This window comes from Enorma massiliensis phI, from assembly GCF_000311845.1.
In the GTDB taxonomy this organism is placed as follows: Bacteria; Actinomycetota; Coriobacteriia; order Coriobacteriales; family Coriobacteriaceae; genus Enorma; species Enorma massiliensis.
This window is the reverse complement of the sequence record NZ_HE978574.1, coordinates 386,609-403,466: the sequence shown is the minus strand read 5'-3', so window position 1 is coordinate 403,466 and position 16,858 is coordinate 386,609. Positions and strand designations below refer to the sequence as shown.

Genomic DNA, 16,858 nt, shown 5'->3' with positions numbered 1-16,858 from the left:
CGCCGGCGGGCGCTCGCCGCTCGCCCGCCGCGCCGCCACCAATACATGAAGCGATGCCTTAAGCAACCAAAAAAGGGGTACACGAGCGCCCGGAACCTAGACCGATGGGCCCACCCACCAGAAAAGGTGTACACGAGCGTCAAAAACGTGCCGAAAACCAGCGATTCGTGACGCTCATGTACACCTTTTGGTCGAGAAGAGGCCCTTTGATTTATGCAGAACCTCTCGATTAGGAAGAACTGTTTGCTTGGAGTGGCGCCTCTCGAGTGAAAAGAACGGGGCCCTATCCCGTGACGGTGTAATACCAGGTCACATGATCACCGTCACTCAGCGCGTACGACCCGGCGGACTGCATGACCACCCGTCCATTCACCATGTACTTCCAACCCGAAACGCCCGGGTAACGGCTATCGTTCTCAAAAAGGCCACCAATGCCTTCGACGTAGACGCCCATCGCCGTGCTCGACGAGGTCACATCGGAGCGAAGCGCACACAGGGCATCGTAGGGCGTGGCCCCTTCCTTGAACGTAAAGGTGCCCGAGCCGCTCACCGAACCGTCTGCCGCGCTTGAATCCACCACGACGGATACAGTAATGGTCTGCTGCTGGTTGTTCGACGTATCTGCATCGCCGTTACCTGCGTTGGACGGAGTATCTCCCCCGCCACCGGTGTTGGCTGCGTCAGACGAAGTGTCCCGATCGGAATCATTGGATGCGGACGAGCCATCAGACGAAGCGTCCGATGTCGAGGTATCTTGGCTGCCAGCCGTTTCCTCTGCAGCGTCCTCTTTCGTCGATTCTTCGGCACCGCCCGCTTCAGCTTGCTGCGCAGCCGTTATCGACGCGCTCCCCGAAGCGAGCACCGCGTTGGAGGGAGACACGTCATCACTCGTCGCCAGCGCGATGCCGCACACCGCGATAAGCGCCACGCAGCACGCCGACAGCACACCGAGCACGATACGCTGACGCATGCTCATGCGCGGTTTTTCCTCCACCTTCTGAGACTGATTTTCTTCCATGTTGGCTGCTCCTTCGCACCGCCAAAGCCAGGCTTGTATTCGTGATGCCAAAGCCGAGAGGGAATTGCTTGCATTTTGATGATGTTGGCCGGGCAGAAACCCCTCTTACGAAGGGCTCCAACCCGGCCTGTTGCGTCATCGGGCTATTCCGAGCGCTCTCGACGTTTCACGTAGACGATAATGACGACAAGACCGCAGACGCCGAGGATGATGCCGGCAATCGGCAGCCAGCGGAAGCTGCGTGGCTGCTCGGCCGCGCCCGCATCTGCGCTGCTCGACACGCGAGCACCCGCGCTCAGCGCCGTTTCGTCAGAAGAGCTGGTCTCCTCGGTAAGGGCATCATCGGCCGCCTCGTCAACCGCGGCATCGTCCGTCGCGATCGGTTGCCGTCCTGGCTGCACCGTACCGGTCGGACGGTGTGCTCCACCGTCGAGGTCGTCACCGCTGTCAACATCGCCCGTATCGTCGCCCGTGTTGGATGTAGAGCCATTCGTATTATCACCGGTCGTTCCATCGCCGTCGTCAGTCGGGGTCGGATCCGGAAGCGCGGCACCCGCCTCGAGCTTGAATAGGGTGCCGGAGTCGTTGACGTAGTAGAGCGCGCCGTCCGCGCCCACGACCACGCTCGCCATGCACCAGTCGGCCTGATCGTCGCCCGGCAGGTAGAGCACCGAGGCGTGGGCATCGCCCAGGTGGTAGAGGTAGGCGCCGCCGGAAACCGCGTTGCAGGTGAAGTACACATAGGTCTCGCCATCGCGCGCGCTCACGGTCGGAGCGCTCTTGACATCACCGGGGAGCTTTGCCTCGTTGGAAAAGCCCGTGATGCGGTGCTCGACGCCCATCGTAGCCAGGTCGATGACCGCGAGCACGCCCGTGGAGTCGTCGTTCGCGCCGCCCACGTAGGCGCGACCGTCCGCAATCGTGGGCGTGGAGGTAGAGCTGTCCGCAAAGCGCACGCTACCCGTCTGGGTGAGCGAGCCGTCCTCGGCGAGCGCCAAGCGGTGCAGGGTGCCGTCATTCGTGACCACGTAGAGGTCGGAACCGTCGGCCACCACGGAAACGTGCGCGTTTGCCCCCAGATCGATGGTTCCCGCGACCTCACCCGTGGCCGGATCGTAGGCGCGCACGACGCCCGCGCCGTCCACCGCCACGAGCCAGTCGCCCGCGAGCACGGCGCCGCACCAGTAGTAGCCTGCATCGCCGTCGCCGGAGGTGGACCAGACCACGGCGCCCGTTGCGAGCTCCACGCAGAAGAGCGTGCCCGTCTCGCCGGTCCAACTCGTGGTGCCAAAGTACGCGCGGCCATCGCTGATGGTGAGCGTGGAGAGCGCCTGCTGGCCCGCCGCCAGCTCATCGGTCAGCGAGACCGTGGTCAGGGTGTCCGCCGTGAGTGCCTGGAGCCGCCCGCCGTGGAGCGGCACCACCACGAGGCCATCCGCGTAGGCCAACCGGCACGCGGAGTCCACCGAGGTGGCGAGCGTTGCCGTGGCCAGGATCTTGCCCGTGGCGGCGTCAAGGACGCGCAGCTCGTCGCCGACGGCCAGGTAGAGGTTGCCGTTCACGACGATCGGGTCGCTCGCGTAGACGGAGCTGGCCATATCCGTGCCGAGGTCGACCGACCAAGCGAGTTCGCCGCCCTCGGTGGGGGTCGCCACGTCCGTGACCGCGCCGGGAGCGTAGGTGGGCCATGCGGCGTCATAGTCCGGGCGGGGCGCGTCCGGGTCAACCTCTACGTCGTTGGTCGGCAGCTCGGCGCCCTGGGCCGAGTAGTACCACGCGATCTCGTCTCCGGGCTTGAGCGTGACCTGGCCCGCGCCGGCGTCGGACGCCGAGCCGTTGACGAAAAGCTGCCAATAGCAGCCCGTATCCTCATCCCAGCCGAGTGTGCGGCCGTCGGTGGAGGTGATCGTGCTCAGGTAATAGCCCCCGGTGCCCACACCCGTGGCCTCGTGCTCAAGGCCCGCACTGGTAAGAAGCTCCTCGGTGAGCTCGGCCGCCGTGGAGCCCTCCGCCAGCTGGACACGCGTCGTCGGGACCCAGCTGGCGTCCTCGCCGTCCGCATCCAGGCCGATCACGGATGCCGTTACCGAGATGCGTGCCTGGCCAATGTCGTCGAGCGAGGCCCCCCAAGCAGAGTAGTACCACGTGATTTCGTCCCCGGCTTGGAGGGTGACCTCTCCGGCGCCGGCGTCGGACGCCGAGCCGTTGACGAAAAGCTGCCAGTACTTACCCGTATCCTCGTCGTATTCGAGCACGCGGCCGTCGGCGGAGGTGATGGAGTTGAGGTACCAGCCCTGGGAGCTGGTGCCGTAGTCGGCCGTGAGGCCGGCGTCGGCGAGCGCGGCCTCGGTAAGGTCTGCCGCCGTGGAGCCCTCGGTCAGCTCGTAGGCGGTGGTAACGACCCACGCCTCATCGGCGCCGGAAGCGTCCACGCCCACAATGCGCACAGTGGCGGTGACGCTGGGGTTCTGCTCCCCGGACGTGCCGAGCACCATGAACGTAGCCGAGACCTCTTGGTTGGCAAGCAGCGAAAACGCCAGCCCCCAGGTCTCGTCGTCCGCGTAACGCTCGGCGTAGCGCGCGTACTTCTCGCTCGAAAGCACGCTCGTGATGGTGACCTCGGTGTTGTACGTCGGCTGCGTAACCACGAGGTTTTCGTGCGCGATAACGCTCGCATCGCTCGAGCGGAAGAGGCGCCAGCCCGCGGAGCCCATGGGGTCGTACCCAGGAAGGTCCGTGGCAATGATGCCGTCGCCTGCCACGCCGGCAGCGGCGCTGTCGTATGCCCATGTGAGCACACTGTTCTCATCCAGATAGGCCTTCTGGAACGCGTGTAGGTTCGTCGTCACGGCATCCGCCGAGGCGTTCTCACCGAGCAGCGCCTGCCCGTAGCCCGCCTTTGCCGCCTCCATGAGGGCAAGCTCGGATGTGATGTCACCTGCCTCGAGCGGCGCAACCGTTAGTTGGATGGTCTTTGAAGCCGTGATCTCGGGGTTGGCCTTGCTCGTCACCGTGAGCGTGAGCTCAACCGGTGCCCCGTCCGCGTCGGGAAGCGGCTGGTAGACGTTACCGCGGTAGCCGTTGACCTCGATGGCGTCGGTGGATGCCGTGTACGTGATGGTGTAGTCCGCGCCGTCAATGCCTATCGCGCTGGGTCGCGGCAGCTGGAGGTCGCCCACCACGGCAGCGGGGTCGACGGCCGCACCATCGGCGCTGTAGGTGAGCGCATCGGCGGTAAACGCCGCGTCGACCTTCTTCTGCAACGCGGTTTGCTCGGCCTCGACCAGCGCCGGGTCGCCGAGCACGGTGACGGTGAACGTCTTCTCGATCGTAGTGGAGGGCCCGTCGCTCGCAACCACGCCAATGGTCGCGGTGAGCGTGACCTCTTGGTCGGCCGCCGTGCGCGTCACGGTGCCGGTGTAGTCGCTCCAGCCATAACCCGAGATGCGCACCGCATCGGAATCGGAACTCCAGGAGACGCTTGACCAGCTCCGCGTGTCGCCCGAACCATCGCTCAGCTTGTAGGGCAGCGTGAGGTTGCCGGTCACGGCGTTGGAGGTGTCGCCGGACGCGAAGCCGATGGAAAGGTCTGCGGCCTTCTCCTCGAGCAGCTCGACCACGCGCGCCTCATCCCACGGGATATTCACCGAACGGCCGGGCGTGTAGGTGGCTGTCTCGCCGTCTCGCGAGAGCTCAAAGGTGAGCCGCAGCTGGCGCCACTGCGTGTAGTTGGCGAAGCCCGTCACCACGTCGGGGTCGATGAAGAAGAACGTGATATCGCCGTTGGTGGCGTCGTTCGCCGTGGAGACGCCGAGGCTCGCCTGCTCGTTCTGGTTGACGAACGCGACGCCCGTCACGCGCACATCCACATCCTCGACGCCCATCTCGGCCAGCTTGGCTTGCAGTACGTCGTTAACGTTCGCATCCTCGCCATAGACGGGCTCGAGCCGCCAGTCCTCTGCATCGAGCTTCGCCACGATGCCCGCGAGTGAATCGGTCCCCACTACGGGGTTCGCGGAGACCGCTTCCACCGCTGAGGCACCGCTCGTGGCGACAACCTTAAGATAGCAGCCCGCAGCCTCAGCGGGGAGCGTAACCTCCGCCCCCTCGCCTATGCACGTATCGAAGGAGCCATCAGACGCCTCGTCCACGTACCAGCGGATGGTCACCTCGCCCGTTACGCTCGTGGTGTACCCATCCACGCCGTTAGCCCACACCGAGGCGCTCACGGCATCGTCCGTGAAGAGCGTGGTGGAGGAAGAGGTGAAGCTTGGCGAGACGCTTACGCGGGCGAGATCGTAGGTGCCCGCTGCGACGACGACAAACTCGTCGCTCGTAACGGTGTTATCGAGGGCGGAAGCGCTCACTTTAAGCGTTGCGCCCACCATGTCGTCCGTAAGCGCGAGCACGCCCGTCGCGGGGTCATAGCCATCGCCGAGTTCCTCAAAACTTCCGCCCGCGCGTGCGATGTACCACGTATAGGTGAGCTGCGCATCGGTGGGTGCGTCAACATCGTAGTAGCCGCTGCGCACCTGTGCCGCAGGCGTGATCGTGGCGCCCGCCTGCGCGCCCTGGCCGCTCGAGGAAAGCTCGACCGACGAAAGCGTGTACTGCCCCTGGAGCATGACAGGGCCCGCTGGGTCAACGTACGTGCTGCCCGAGTACGAGTAGCGGCCACGCTGGTACGTGCTCACCACGCTGCCGTCGCTCACGGCCTGTACGCGCAGGTAGAGGCCCTGGGCATCCCGCCCATCGATGGTCTTGGGGATGGTATAGGTGCTGCCCGTGGCGCCGGGGATGTCGGTGAACTCGGCATCGGACGTAGTGTTCGTCGTGGCGTACTGCCACTGGTAGGTCACCGTATCGGTGTCGGAAACAACCGTGGAGTAGCTGTTCTTGTATGCCGTGGCCGTAAGCGTGGACCCTATGCGCGCATCGCCCGTGACCTCCACGCGGTAGAGCTCCACGGCCCCGGGCATGATGAGAGGCCCCACCGCCGACGAGTCCTCCTCGCCGAAGCCGCCGTCCGCGCGGGCCTCGACGTACTTGCCGAGCAGGTCATACTCATCAACGACTTCCTGCGTGAGCTCGAGCGTGTTGCCCGTGGCCCCTTCGATCTTGGTATCCGTCGCCGACGAGCTGTCGCCGTAGTACCAAGCCCAGGTAACGTGGGTGTCGTCCGTCACGTCACCCGAAGCGGCACTCGCCGTGGCCGTGAGCGTCGCGCCCACATTCACCTTGCCGGACGCGTCGAGCGAGACGGATGTCACGTTGACCGATCCGGGCGCGGCGATCTTCATCGTTGCCGTGGTGGTGTACGTGCTGCCACCCACGTTTGCCGTGATGACGCAGCGCACATAGCAACCTTCGTACTTTGCAAGCTCGAGGCTCTGGCCCGTGGCACCCTCGATGTCCTCGAAGCCCGAGGTACGGCTCGTGGTGCTCATCTGCCACTGGTACGTCACCTTAGAGGAGTCGATGGGTACGCTGCCGCCCTGCTCGCGGGCGAACGCCCACGCGGTGTCTTCAGATGTGAACACATAGCTGCCGCTCGTGGCATCCGCGCTTCCCGCAAGAAACGCCGTGTAGATGTCAACCTGGCCCTCGAGCTTCACCGGGCCGATTGCGTTGTAGTACGAAACCTCGACGTCGTTTGCCCCGGCGCTGGCTTGCACACGGAAGCAGCAGCCGGCGTACTCGTCGCTGTCGACGGTGAGCGTGGGGCCCGTCTCGCACTCAATAACCGTCCAAGTAGTGGAATAGCTCGGCGAGGAAGTCTTGGCGTACATCCACGTGTAGGTGACACCCTCGGTCACATACGTGGGGCTGTACGAGGAGCCCGTGTACGCCTTGGCCTCGAGCGTCACCGGCATCTCGAGCGAGCCCGGCGTGGCAAGCTCCACCCCTGCGAGCTTGACGGCACCCTCGGCCATGACGGTGTCGGACGTGGTCGCGTCCTCCTCGTTCACGCCTGCAGAGGCTATGACGCGGACGTACTTGCCCTGCTGTGCCTCGGTCAGCGTGAAGGTTGGACCGTTGCCTGCGCCCTCGATGTCCTCGAACGTACCGTAACGCGAGTCTCCCTGCTGCCAGGTGTAGGTCACGTTCACGTCGTCGCCCGCCGGCGTGTTGTAGCTCACGTTGGCTGTGGCCGTGAGCGTCTCGCCCGCGCTCGGGCTCGAGTTGCTAAGCGTGACGGAGTAGAGCTCGGCCTGACCCTGCCCCAGCACGGGGCCGGGCAGGTAGTTCTGGTTGATAGTGTCGCCGTAGCTCGTGAGCGGCGCCCAGCGGTCGATGCCGTCCACCGTCACGCACACGATGATGTAGGAACCCGCGAGGTCCTCCGTGACGGTGAGGCTCTGCCCCGTGGCATCCTCGATGGGCGCATAGTCGCTCTTGTCGCTCGATTTCTCAGACGCGGCGTACCACTGGTACGTCCAGCCGTCCTCCGCGTCCACGCGCGAGAGCGACCAGCTAGACGAGCCGTCGTAGAGGTTGGCCCAAAGCACTGTGCCGGCGGAAAGTGACCCATAAGCCTGGCTGTACGAGCTTGTCTCGCTCGCAGAGTCCTGGATGAGCACCTTGGCGTTGGACGTGAGCGCCTGGGTGGAAACATCGCTGGCATTGGCCGAGGCCGCAGTGCTCGACGTCCGCGCCGTCGCGGTGTTCGAGGCTGAGGCATCCGCAGACGAGGGCGCCGCTCCATCGGGAGACTCAGAGCTTGCCGCGCTCCCGGTGCTCGACGCCTCGCTGCCGGAGCTCTCAGCAGCGGTATTCGATGTCGTGCTGCCCGCTCCCTGCGCGGCCTGCTCGCCTTGGCTTGCCGCGTCGTCCTTGCTGGTGTCCGCGCTCGATGAAGCAGGTTCCTGGCCGGTGGCCTCAGTGGAATCTGCCGAGGTGGCGCTCGTGTTACCGCTGGGAGACGTCCTGCTTTGAGGAATCGCGCTCTTCAACGCCTGCGCGCTGGCAGCGCTTTCCGCCGTGGCCGCCCCGGCCCATGCGTAGGTTGGCACCTGCCCCCACACGAGGAGCGCGGCCATGACGGCAGCGACCACACGATGCGAACGTGCGCTCCGCCGTAGCCTGCGTCCGGAGCGCACGCGGGGCGCCTTCCACTTGAACATGCTGACACCTCTCTATCCAGGACCCTGGCCGTATTGGGCCATGCGATGGAGAGGCGATCCGACTTGTCCGCGCGCGGCGATTCGCGCTGCGAGAGTTACGGTTACTGGTATAGCCGGGGACTTTCACCCCGATTCCCCTAGGCACCTGCGTGCCTGCGCAAAACGCGCCATCCATCAGGTCAGTTAAACAGATGTGCCTATTCTAGCCGTTCCCGAGGAAAAAGGGGCGGGCGCAGCGATGGGGGCGGCGCGCTGCCGAACGCGACGGCAGACGACAGCGCGCCGACGGATGCAAACACAGGACGCCGGCGCGCCTACACGCTTATATATAATCGCGCTGCGGGCGCTTGGCGTGCAGCGCATAGGCGATGAGCCCGATGCCGATAACGATGAGCGGCAAGCTCAGCAGTTGCCCCATGGTGATGACATCGCCCAAGATGTAGCCGAGCTGAGCGTCGGGCACGCGCACGAACTCGATGAGGAATCGCACGATCCCATAGCCCAAGATGAACGTACCCATAAATGTACCCTGCGGAAGCGGCGGCTTGCGGCGGCTCATGAGATGGAGGACCACGAAGAGCACCACGCCCTCGAGAAACGCCTCGTAGAGCTGGGAAGGATGACGCGCCACATCGCCCGCGGCGCCACCGAACACCACGCCCCAGGGCAGGTCGGTCGGTTTGCCCCAAAGCTCGCCGTTCACGAAGTTGGCGCAACGACCCAGGCAAAGCGCTATGGGCACGCCGATGACCGCAAGGTCTGCAATGGTCCACGCGGAGATGTGGTAGATGCGGCATACGATAGCGCCGCCCACAATTCCGCCCACGAGCCCACCGTGGAAGCTCATACCACCGTGGTTGGTCATGAAGATCTCGAGCGGGTGCGTCCAATAGAATCCGTCGCCATAAAAGATCACATAGAAGAGGCGCGCGCCGATGACGAGCCCGATCACCACGCCGAAAACGACCATCATGAGGTCGTCGACCGTGAGATTGAGCCCCCAACGACGCTGCGTGCGGTACATCACGATACCCGTAATGAGAGCACCCACAACATACGCGACGCCGTACCAATAGATCGTGATCGGCCCGACCGAAAGGGCCACCGGGTCAAGGCTTTGATAGAGTTCTGTGAGCATACATTCCCTGCCATGTTGAAGCGGGACCGAACGAACCTATTACCCGCATGAGACAGTTGTGCCGGGTTAAACTGTCTCATGCCGGCGCCGCTGTCACACGAATCGTTAGAACGGCGCGTACTCGTCGTACAGGCTCGAAAGCCCACCGTCGGCGTTGTCGTTTACGGCAACAACGCGCGTTACGCCGGGGACGTGCTCTTTGAGCACGCGCTCGATGCCCATCGAAAGGGTGAGCTGGCTCATGGGGCAGCCGGCGCAAGCGCCCTGCAGCTCCAGCGAAACCACGCCGTCCTCATCGACACCCACATACTCCATATCGCCACCATCGCCCTGAAGGTTCGGGCGAATTTGCTCAAGCACCTGCTTGAGCAGCTCTTCATTTACTGCCACAAGGGCTCCTTTCATGCCAATGCGAGCGCGCCGCTCGCAGATGCGTTCATGGTACTACAACGGTATACCCGTCTTCTCTTTCTTCCCTCGTTCTGGTTTACGGGCAGAAAATGTACGAAAAAGCCATCTGGGCAAGCTTCATCCGTAGATTTCCAGCCCGAAACCCTACGACCATGCACACGGGCGCACCGAGAGCATGACGACAACCTGCGAACATGGCGGCGATTGGTGCGAGCGGCGAACAGGCGGAAACCCTAGGAAAACGCTGATTATTAGGCAACGGAGCCATCCGTTCCGTCGTTGTTTCAACTTTTGGGCACTTCCCGACGCGGCGGGCGAGTATGGGCGAGCGGGGGAAAGGGAAAGGCGCAGCTCAAGGGGCTGGCGCCCGCCTGGCGGCGGCGCGGCTACCCGGACCCTCCGCCCGGAAGTGCCCAAAAGTTGCAATCCCGATCACCCGCGAAGATAAGCTCAGCGGCTTCCTAGCGCTGCCGCCTGCGCATCTCATCTTCAGCTCGATACACATCGAGCTCCCAGCGCTTTCTGGTCGCCTTGGCCACGGTGTCCAAGATGCATCCCGTGCTAAACGCAAGCGCTCCGCAGAACACGAGCCCAACGGCCAGAATCGCCGAAGGCACCTTGCTCACGTACCCCGTCTGCGCGAACTCGGCGACCACGGGAATGCCCGCCGCCAGGCCAAGCGCCACGAACACCGCCGCCACAAGCGAAAAGAACTTGAACGGCAGGTAATCCTTGAAGAGCGACCCGATTGCCATGAGCACGCGAACGCCATCGGAAACCGTCGAGAGCTTGGAGACGCTTCCCGCCGGGCGATCGCGATAATCGATGGGCACCTCCTTGATGCGCCAGCCCTTGTCTACCGCGTGGATCGAAATCTCGCACTCCAGCTGGAACCCGCGCGAAACCACGGGCAAGCTGCGCACGAACACACGGCTGAAGGCCCGGTAGCCGGTCATGACATCGTGGAACGCGTAACCGTACATAAGGCGGATGAGCCAGCGCACGAGGTTATTGCCGAAATCGTGGAAGGGCCTCTGGTTCTCTTGTGCATAGCTGCCGTTGGAGAGACGGTCGCCTACGGTCATATCGGCTTCGCCCGCAAGAATGGGGTTAATGAGAGCGGGCGCGGCATCGGCAGGGTACGTGCTATCGCCGTCGACGAGCAGGTAGCAGTCCGCTTCGATGTCGCGGAACATCTGGCGAACGGTCACCCCTTTGCCCTGGCGCGGCTCAAAGCGCACCTGAGCCCCGTGCTCGCGTGCCACCTGGGCTGTCCGGTCGCTCGAGTTGTTGTCGTACACATAGATGCTGGCCCCAGGGAGCACCTGCCGGAAATCATCGATTACCTCGCCAACGGTCAGTTCCTCGTTGTAGCAGGGAATGAGCACCGCCACATGCCCTTTGGCGGTCGGTGCTGTCTCGGTAGCTTCGGGCGTGGCAGCGTCCACCGTGCCAGCGCTCGCATCTGCGGCAGCAGCCGCACACGCGGCCATGTTCGATGGGCTATCCATAGAAGACCCTCCTGTGGTCGAAATCAAAACAAACGTAGAAGCGCGGCGCGCGCGATCTCGGGGGTCGGGCGCCATGATGACGAGCGCCAGGAACGGCACGAGCAGGGCCACCGGGTAGGCATAGCGAAAATACGTGGTGGCGTTACAGGGGCCCACGAGCGCAATAAGCAGCACGACCCATGCCGGCACGAGAAAGACCGCTGCATGCGATCGCCGTCGTCGCACCGCATAGGCCGTAAGCAGCACGAGGGCCCAGTCGTAGAGCGCCGCCTGCATGGTGAGCGTGAGGAACGGAAGCCTCTGGAAGAGCAGCCGGTACCCCGAGCACAAACCGTCAAGCGCACGCACGAGTGGATGGTCTAGCTGATGAAACGAGAAATACGAGGCGATATCCGAGTAAATGAGGTTCGTCTCGGTGTTCGCCATGACCAGGCTGCTGAAGTACGAGGTGTAGCTCCAGCTCATCGCATGTGCAGGATAGAAGTAGCCATAGTAGTTCGCCGCCGTTGCAGAGATGAAGCAGCCGGGATCGCGAGCAAACAGTCTCGCCCATGTTTGCCAGAATGCGGAAAGGTCGTCGGATGAGGCCTGTTCCTTATACGTCGCCTTCACCGGGTCCGATTTGCTCGGATCGTAGAGGCGGGCGAGGCTCGGAGCATCGAGAACTCGATCGATGGCGCGAAGGTCCTCAGGCTGGACGGCATCGGGGCGATCGCGCATGAAGCGCGCGACTTGCTGCATGGGAATGGAGAGCGCCTCGCGCTTGCTCGACGGCGTGATGGCCAGAGCAGGATAGACCACGCGCGCGAGCAGCAGATTCACCGCTATGACGAGCGCCAGGGCGATCAGTGGGATGCGAAGAAGCGATCGCGCGGAGACAGGCCGGAGGCCCTCTCGTGCCAAGCGGCGCTGCATGCGCCAAAGAAGCAAGGTTGCGGCGAGGGCGCCACCCGCCACGGCGACGACCATACCGCTTCTCAGCAACGCGGTGCCAAGCGCCCCGGCCACGAGCAGCACCGCATGCCGGCGCGAAAAAGCGATTCGCCCGTCAAACGATGCAGCACAAAAGACCAGGTAAACAAGCTCGATCGCGAACAGCAGCAATGCAGATGCGAAGAGCACGTCCTTGGTTACCAGCACGCTGTAATTCGAATATGCCGGCACGAGCGCGATGAAGCCGAGCGCCACGAAACGCGGAGCACGAGGCGTGCCCACGATCTGGGCGATGCGAAACGCCCACGAGATTGCGAGGATGTCGACTGCCCACTGAAGCACCGCGTAGATGAATATGCCGAGGTTCTCGCTGCCTGCAAGCGAGATGCCCGCCTGAACGCAGAGGCCTACGAGCGCCGTATGCAGCGGCGGATGGTGCTGGGTGAGCAACACGCACGAATCGAGCAAATCGACGGAGCTGCTGATATGGTTGGGCAGCCCGAACCACTGCAGTATCTGCGTGTTCGTGTCCCACATGAAAAGCGCAGGAGCATACCCTATGAGCACCGGAAGCCAGCACAGTGCCAGCACAAGCGCCGGGGCCGCAAAAGGGTGCCGGTCGAATGCACCGAGAACGAGGCGCACCGCGCGCCGGAGCCTCCCGCACGACGGCGAAACGGATCGGGCGCGATCACCCGACGGGCACGTGCCATGCGCGCGGAGGCGATCCAGACCTTCGAATGCGAGCTCGACAAGCGCCCGCGCGGGCAGCAGCCATCCTATGAAATACCAGCATGAACGAATGGCGGGGGTGATGCCGCCAACGATATAGGCCGCGGAGCCGGCTTCGTCGAAGCTTCGCCCAAAGAGCATTGCCGCTGCGAAGAGCACGGCAACCACCCAGGCGGAAGCTCCTCCACCGCAGCGGTGCTCCATGAGCATCCCCGCGTCCGCCGCAGAAGCACCGCGGGCAAACCTAGGCATACCGTCTTCTGCGGTAGAAGCGCTGCGAACGAGCACGCCCGTGCCCTCAGACTCGGAAGCGCCGCGGTTTAGCGCGGAAGCGCTCTCCCCTGCAGGAGAAGCGCCGCGGCCCGCGCGACGAAACAGGGCGAACAGCGCCGCGGTAAGGCCGAGCACGGCCAGGGCCCCATCGCGCGCGGGAAGCGAGCAGAGCAGCTCCGCCACGATGTACGAGGTGCCATGCACCTCGCCGAACAGATGCGTTATCTCGCTGTAGGTTGAAGATGCTCCCGAGAGGTCGAGCAGAAGGCCCGAAGCGCACACGGCAGAACACAACAGTACCGCAGCACTTCCGCCACGGCGCACGCACAGAGATTTTGACATTACCCCCCCCCAGCCGGTTTTTCAATCTGAACCCAAAGATCCAGATCCGGCTGAAACGGAACTAATTCACGCCCGGCGTGCCCCTAGCGACACGCCACGCCTTGCGCGCACGCGGTAGCCTATCACGGTCCCCCACCCGAATGCGAGTACAGCAGGCTGCTAGAGCCCAAACACTGCGCAATACCCATCAAGGTAAAGAAAGGCATAATACGATGTAAACGGACCCTTTCAAAGGTGTAACAAAAGGAAAAACAGTGCGAAGACAAGAAGCACCTGCTGAAAAACCGCAGGTCCCGGTGCTTTTCCGAGCGTTCACGATTCCATCATAGTTTTTTACTCTTGAGGTTCGTTTAAGGATTCGTTTTTATGCTGAGCTCACGCTCTGCGTCGTATGGCCCCACCTAGTTCTCTACGCAGAGCGCATATCCCGCGCCGTCGTCAACCTCCCTTATTGCAGCAGCGGCCGGGTCCAGCACCCGTGCGCAGGCCCCCGATCTACTGCGCACGGGTTTTTGCATCTACCGCGGATGCGCCTCCGCGCACTCGCATGGAATATGCGCTATCGTGAAACCACGATGCCGAGGAGGGAGCACGCATGCGCGTTTTAGTAGCCGACGACGAGCAAGACATGGCCCGCGCTCTCGAAGCGATGCTCAAAAGCGATGGGTACGAGGTCGATACCGTCTACGACGGCCAAGCGGCGCTCGACTTCGGCGAAACCGGCACGTACGACTGCATCGTGCTCGACATCATGATGCCCTACCGCGACGGCCTCGACGTGGTGCGCACCTTGCGCAGCAAATCGGTCCGCACGCCCATTCTCATCCTCACGGCGAAAAGCACCCAAGAAGACGTGGTCGGCGGGCTCAACAGCGGTGCGGACGACTATCTCACCAAACCGTTCTCCATGGTCGAGCTCCTCGCCCGCGTGCGCGCCCTCTGCCGCCGCAGCGACACCTACGTGCCCGGCGTACTCACCGCAGGAGACCTCAAGCTCGACCGCACTGCCCCCTCGCCTGCACCATTGACACCTTCGAAGCAGCGGCGACGCGCGCGAGCGTGGCGGACGGGCTGGAGGGAATCTCCGCGCGCGAGGTGGACAAGGCCGAACCGCGCATCATCGTGAGCGGAAGTCCCGAGGAGCTCGACCGGCTGGTGAGCGTGCTCGTAGACAACGCGGTCAAGTACTGCGACGATAACGGATCAATTCGCGTTCGCCTTGAGCAGCGCAAACGCGAAATCGTGCTCACCGTGACCAACCCGTGCGCCTCGCTCACCACGCAAGACACGCGACGCATCTTCGATCGGTTCTATCGCGCCGACGCATCCCGCTCGCGCTCGACCGGCGGAAACGGCATCGGGCTCTCGATTGCCCAAGGGATCGTCTCGCGGCACGAGGGGAGCATCCGTGCGAGGAAGCTCGGTGCCGAGCTGGAAATGCGAGTCACGCTGCCCAACGGTTAGGCACGACGGGACGCCTGCAAGATGTTCGTGGCTCGAGCCGGAAGGTTCAGTTTTGCCAACGGTCTACCCCGCAAGGCCTGCCGCGACGCTGGCGAACGCCACGATTACGCCCACGATAGACTCGCCACCGAGCACACCCGAAGCCACCACGGCGCCCGTCTCTTCCGCCGCGCCCTTCTCGATTCCGCGCGCAGCCACCACGCGATCGAACACAACGCGGATCAGCGCGCCCACCGCCGTGGTAAGCGACATGTAAAACGGCAGGTACACGCCAAGGCCGAGCATCATGGCAGGGATGCCCGCGCAGTAGAGCACCGTGCCCGCAACGACGCCCACGACGAACGCGGGGACGCTCGGAATGCCCGAGACCATCGTCGCCACCACCTGGGCCTGAGCCGCCACGAAGAGATTGTCGCCACCGAACGCATCGGTTCCGTATGCCGCTACGAGGGCAACGAGCACGGCAACGGCCACGACCGTGCCCAAAAGCGCTCCGATAACCTGGCCGAGCCACAGGTCGCGCGGATCAGTGCCGATAATCTGGCCCGTCTTGAAATCGCTCATGACGTCGCCCGCAAGGCCGCAAGCCACGGCAATCACTCCGGCAACGAAGAAGAGCTGCACCTGGGTCACATCGGAAAAGGCCGCCACGAACAGCAGCACGATGAGCCCGAAGATCTCCATGGGGTCGATGCCGGACTGGCCGACCGATTGCGCGCTCATGATGGCCGTCACAAATGAGAGCAGCACGATGGCCACAGAGACGAACGGGCCGAACGAGAGAGCGATGCAGCACACGAGCGCAGCCGCCGCCACGAACAGCGCGAGCAAGCCGGCATCGAAACGCGAGAAGTAGTCGGTGAGGCCGCCGAGCGAGGCGCGTGGCGCGGAGTGCTCGGGGGATTCATCAACGCGAGTTCCGCACGAGCCGGAGGCGCCAGCGGCGCCTCCACGCGAGCAGGACTGCTCGAGCGGGGAGGAATCCCCCGAGCACTCCGCGTTTCCGGCGCCCTCGCTACCCATCGCGTCCTCTCCACTTTCAGAAACAGAGGATGAGCTACGCCGAGCTCTCGCCCGCCGCACCAGCGGGAGCACGATATCGCGCAGCACGACACCGAATCCCGACCCCATCATGAGACCCATGCCCAGGCTGCTCACGATGCCCTGCGCAGTTCCCAGATCCCACAACCCCGCTGCAGTGCCACCCACGATGATGCCGAAGCTGCCCAGCACAGCGCCGACCATCCACCATGCAATCGAGCGGCCCCCAACAAGGAACCCGACCGAGAAGCGCATGGGCGAGGCCTGGATACCGAACGAAATCCCCGGGATGGGCAGCGTGGCCACCAGCGACGGTATAACGCCGAGCACATCGCGAAGGATCGCCCAGAGCCCGGCGAACGCCATCGACCCGAAGAGCTTGCGCCCCGTCGACCCGCCCGCCGTGCTGGCGAGCAAGGTCTCGGCCGCTGCCGTGCCGATGGGGTATTCCAGATCGGAATCTTCAACAAACCGTTTCCGGATGAGCGCCGTGCACACGAGGCCCAACAGCGTGCCCGCCAGCGCAACGGCAAGCATCTCCTGCCAAGACACCTCGTCCGCCAAACCAAGAATCCAGATACCGGGAATGGTGAACGCTAGGCCTCCCGCAACCATGGAGCCGGCAGACATGATGACCTGCGTGATATTCGCTTCGTTGAGGCTTGTGTGGCCGAGCGCCCGCAAAAGCACGAGGGCCGTGATAGATGTGAAAATGGTTGGCCACGGCAACGCGCCCATCTTGAGCGCAGTGTAAACAGACGAGGCCGTGATGATGACGCAGCCGATGCAGCCGATCAAAATGCCGGCAAAGCTCAGCTGCCCGCGCAGTGCGCGCGTGCGTGCTTGGTTCATGTTCGCTCCTTCGTATATC

The 16,858-nt window shown here is 63.8% G+C and carries 8 protein-coding genes and 1 riboswitch; of the genes, 2 read left to right on the top strand and 6 right to left on the bottom strand.

All coding sequences use genetic code 11. The features are described 5' to 3' along the window. Window positions 1-283 precede the first annotated feature (283 nt). From HGEM_RS01610 to HGEM_RS10395, 5 genes are all read right to left on the bottom strand, one after another. On the bottom strand, window positions 284-1,018 hold the full coding sequence (locus tag HGEM_RS01610; RefSeq protein WP_019127650.1) for a DUF4430 domain-containing protein: 735 nt from the start codon (window positions 1,016-1,018) through the stop codon (window positions 284-286). Window positions 1,019-1,161: 143 nt separating this feature from the next. Continuing rightward, window positions 1,162-8,142, bottom strand: a complete 6,981-nt coding sequence (locus tag HGEM_RS01605) for a DUF4430 domain-containing protein (RefSeq protein WP_020424274.1) — start codon at window positions 8,140-8,142, stop codon at window positions 1,162-1,164. 43 nt (window positions 8,143-8,185) lie between these two features. Continuing rightward, window positions 8,186-8,292, bottom strand: a riboswitch (adenosylcobalamin-variant (AdoCbl-variant) riboswitch). A 172-nt stretch (window positions 8,293-8,464) separates the two neighbouring features. Continuing rightward, window positions 8,465-9,280 (bottom strand): prolipoprotein diacylglyceryl transferase, encoded by an 816-nt coding sequence (lgt, locus tag HGEM_RS01600; RefSeq protein ID WP_019127649.1) that lies wholly within the window; start codon window positions 9,278-9,280, stop codon window positions 8,465-8,467. A gap of 105 nt (window positions 9,281-9,385) precedes the next feature. After that, window positions 9,386-9,670 (bottom strand): NifU family protein, encoded by a 285-nt coding sequence (locus HGEM_RS01595; RefSeq protein ID WP_019127648.1) that lies wholly within the window; start codon window positions 9,668-9,670, stop codon window positions 9,386-9,388. 482 nt (window positions 9,671-10,152) lie between these two features. Beyond that, complete coding sequence (locus tag HGEM_RS10395; RefSeq protein WP_230197200.1) at window positions 10,153-13,482, bottom strand: DUF6020 family protein; 3,330 nt, start codon at window positions 13,480-13,482, stop codon at window positions 10,153-10,155. A gap of 595 nt (window positions 13,483-14,077) precedes the next feature. Here HGEM_RS10395 and HGEM_RS01580 point away from each other — a divergent pair. Further along, the gene (locus tag HGEM_RS01580; protein ID WP_051008420.1) at window positions 14,078-14,608 is read left to right on the top strand and encodes a response regulator transcription factor; all 531 of its coding nucleotides are present in this window, start codon (window positions 14,078-14,080) and stop codon (window positions 14,606-14,608) included. Then, window positions 14,578-14,946 carry a sensor histidine kinase gene (locus HGEM_RS01575; protein ID WP_019127646.1) on the top strand — a complete coding sequence of 123 codons (369 nt, stop codon included), beginning with the start codon at window positions 14,578-14,580 and terminating at the stop codon, window positions 14,944-14,946. The genes HGEM_RS01580 and HGEM_RS01575 overlap by 31 nt, the downstream gene beginning before the upstream one ends. Window positions 14,947-15,009: 63 nt before the next feature. Here the strand turns inward: HGEM_RS01575 and HGEM_RS01570 are convergent, their stop codons facing one another. Then, entirely contained in the window at window positions 15,010-16,839 is a 1,830-nt protein-coding gene (locus HGEM_RS01570; protein ID WP_019127645.1) for an OPT/YSL family transporter, read from the bottom strand. Window positions 16,840-16,858: the final 19 nt, after the last annotated feature.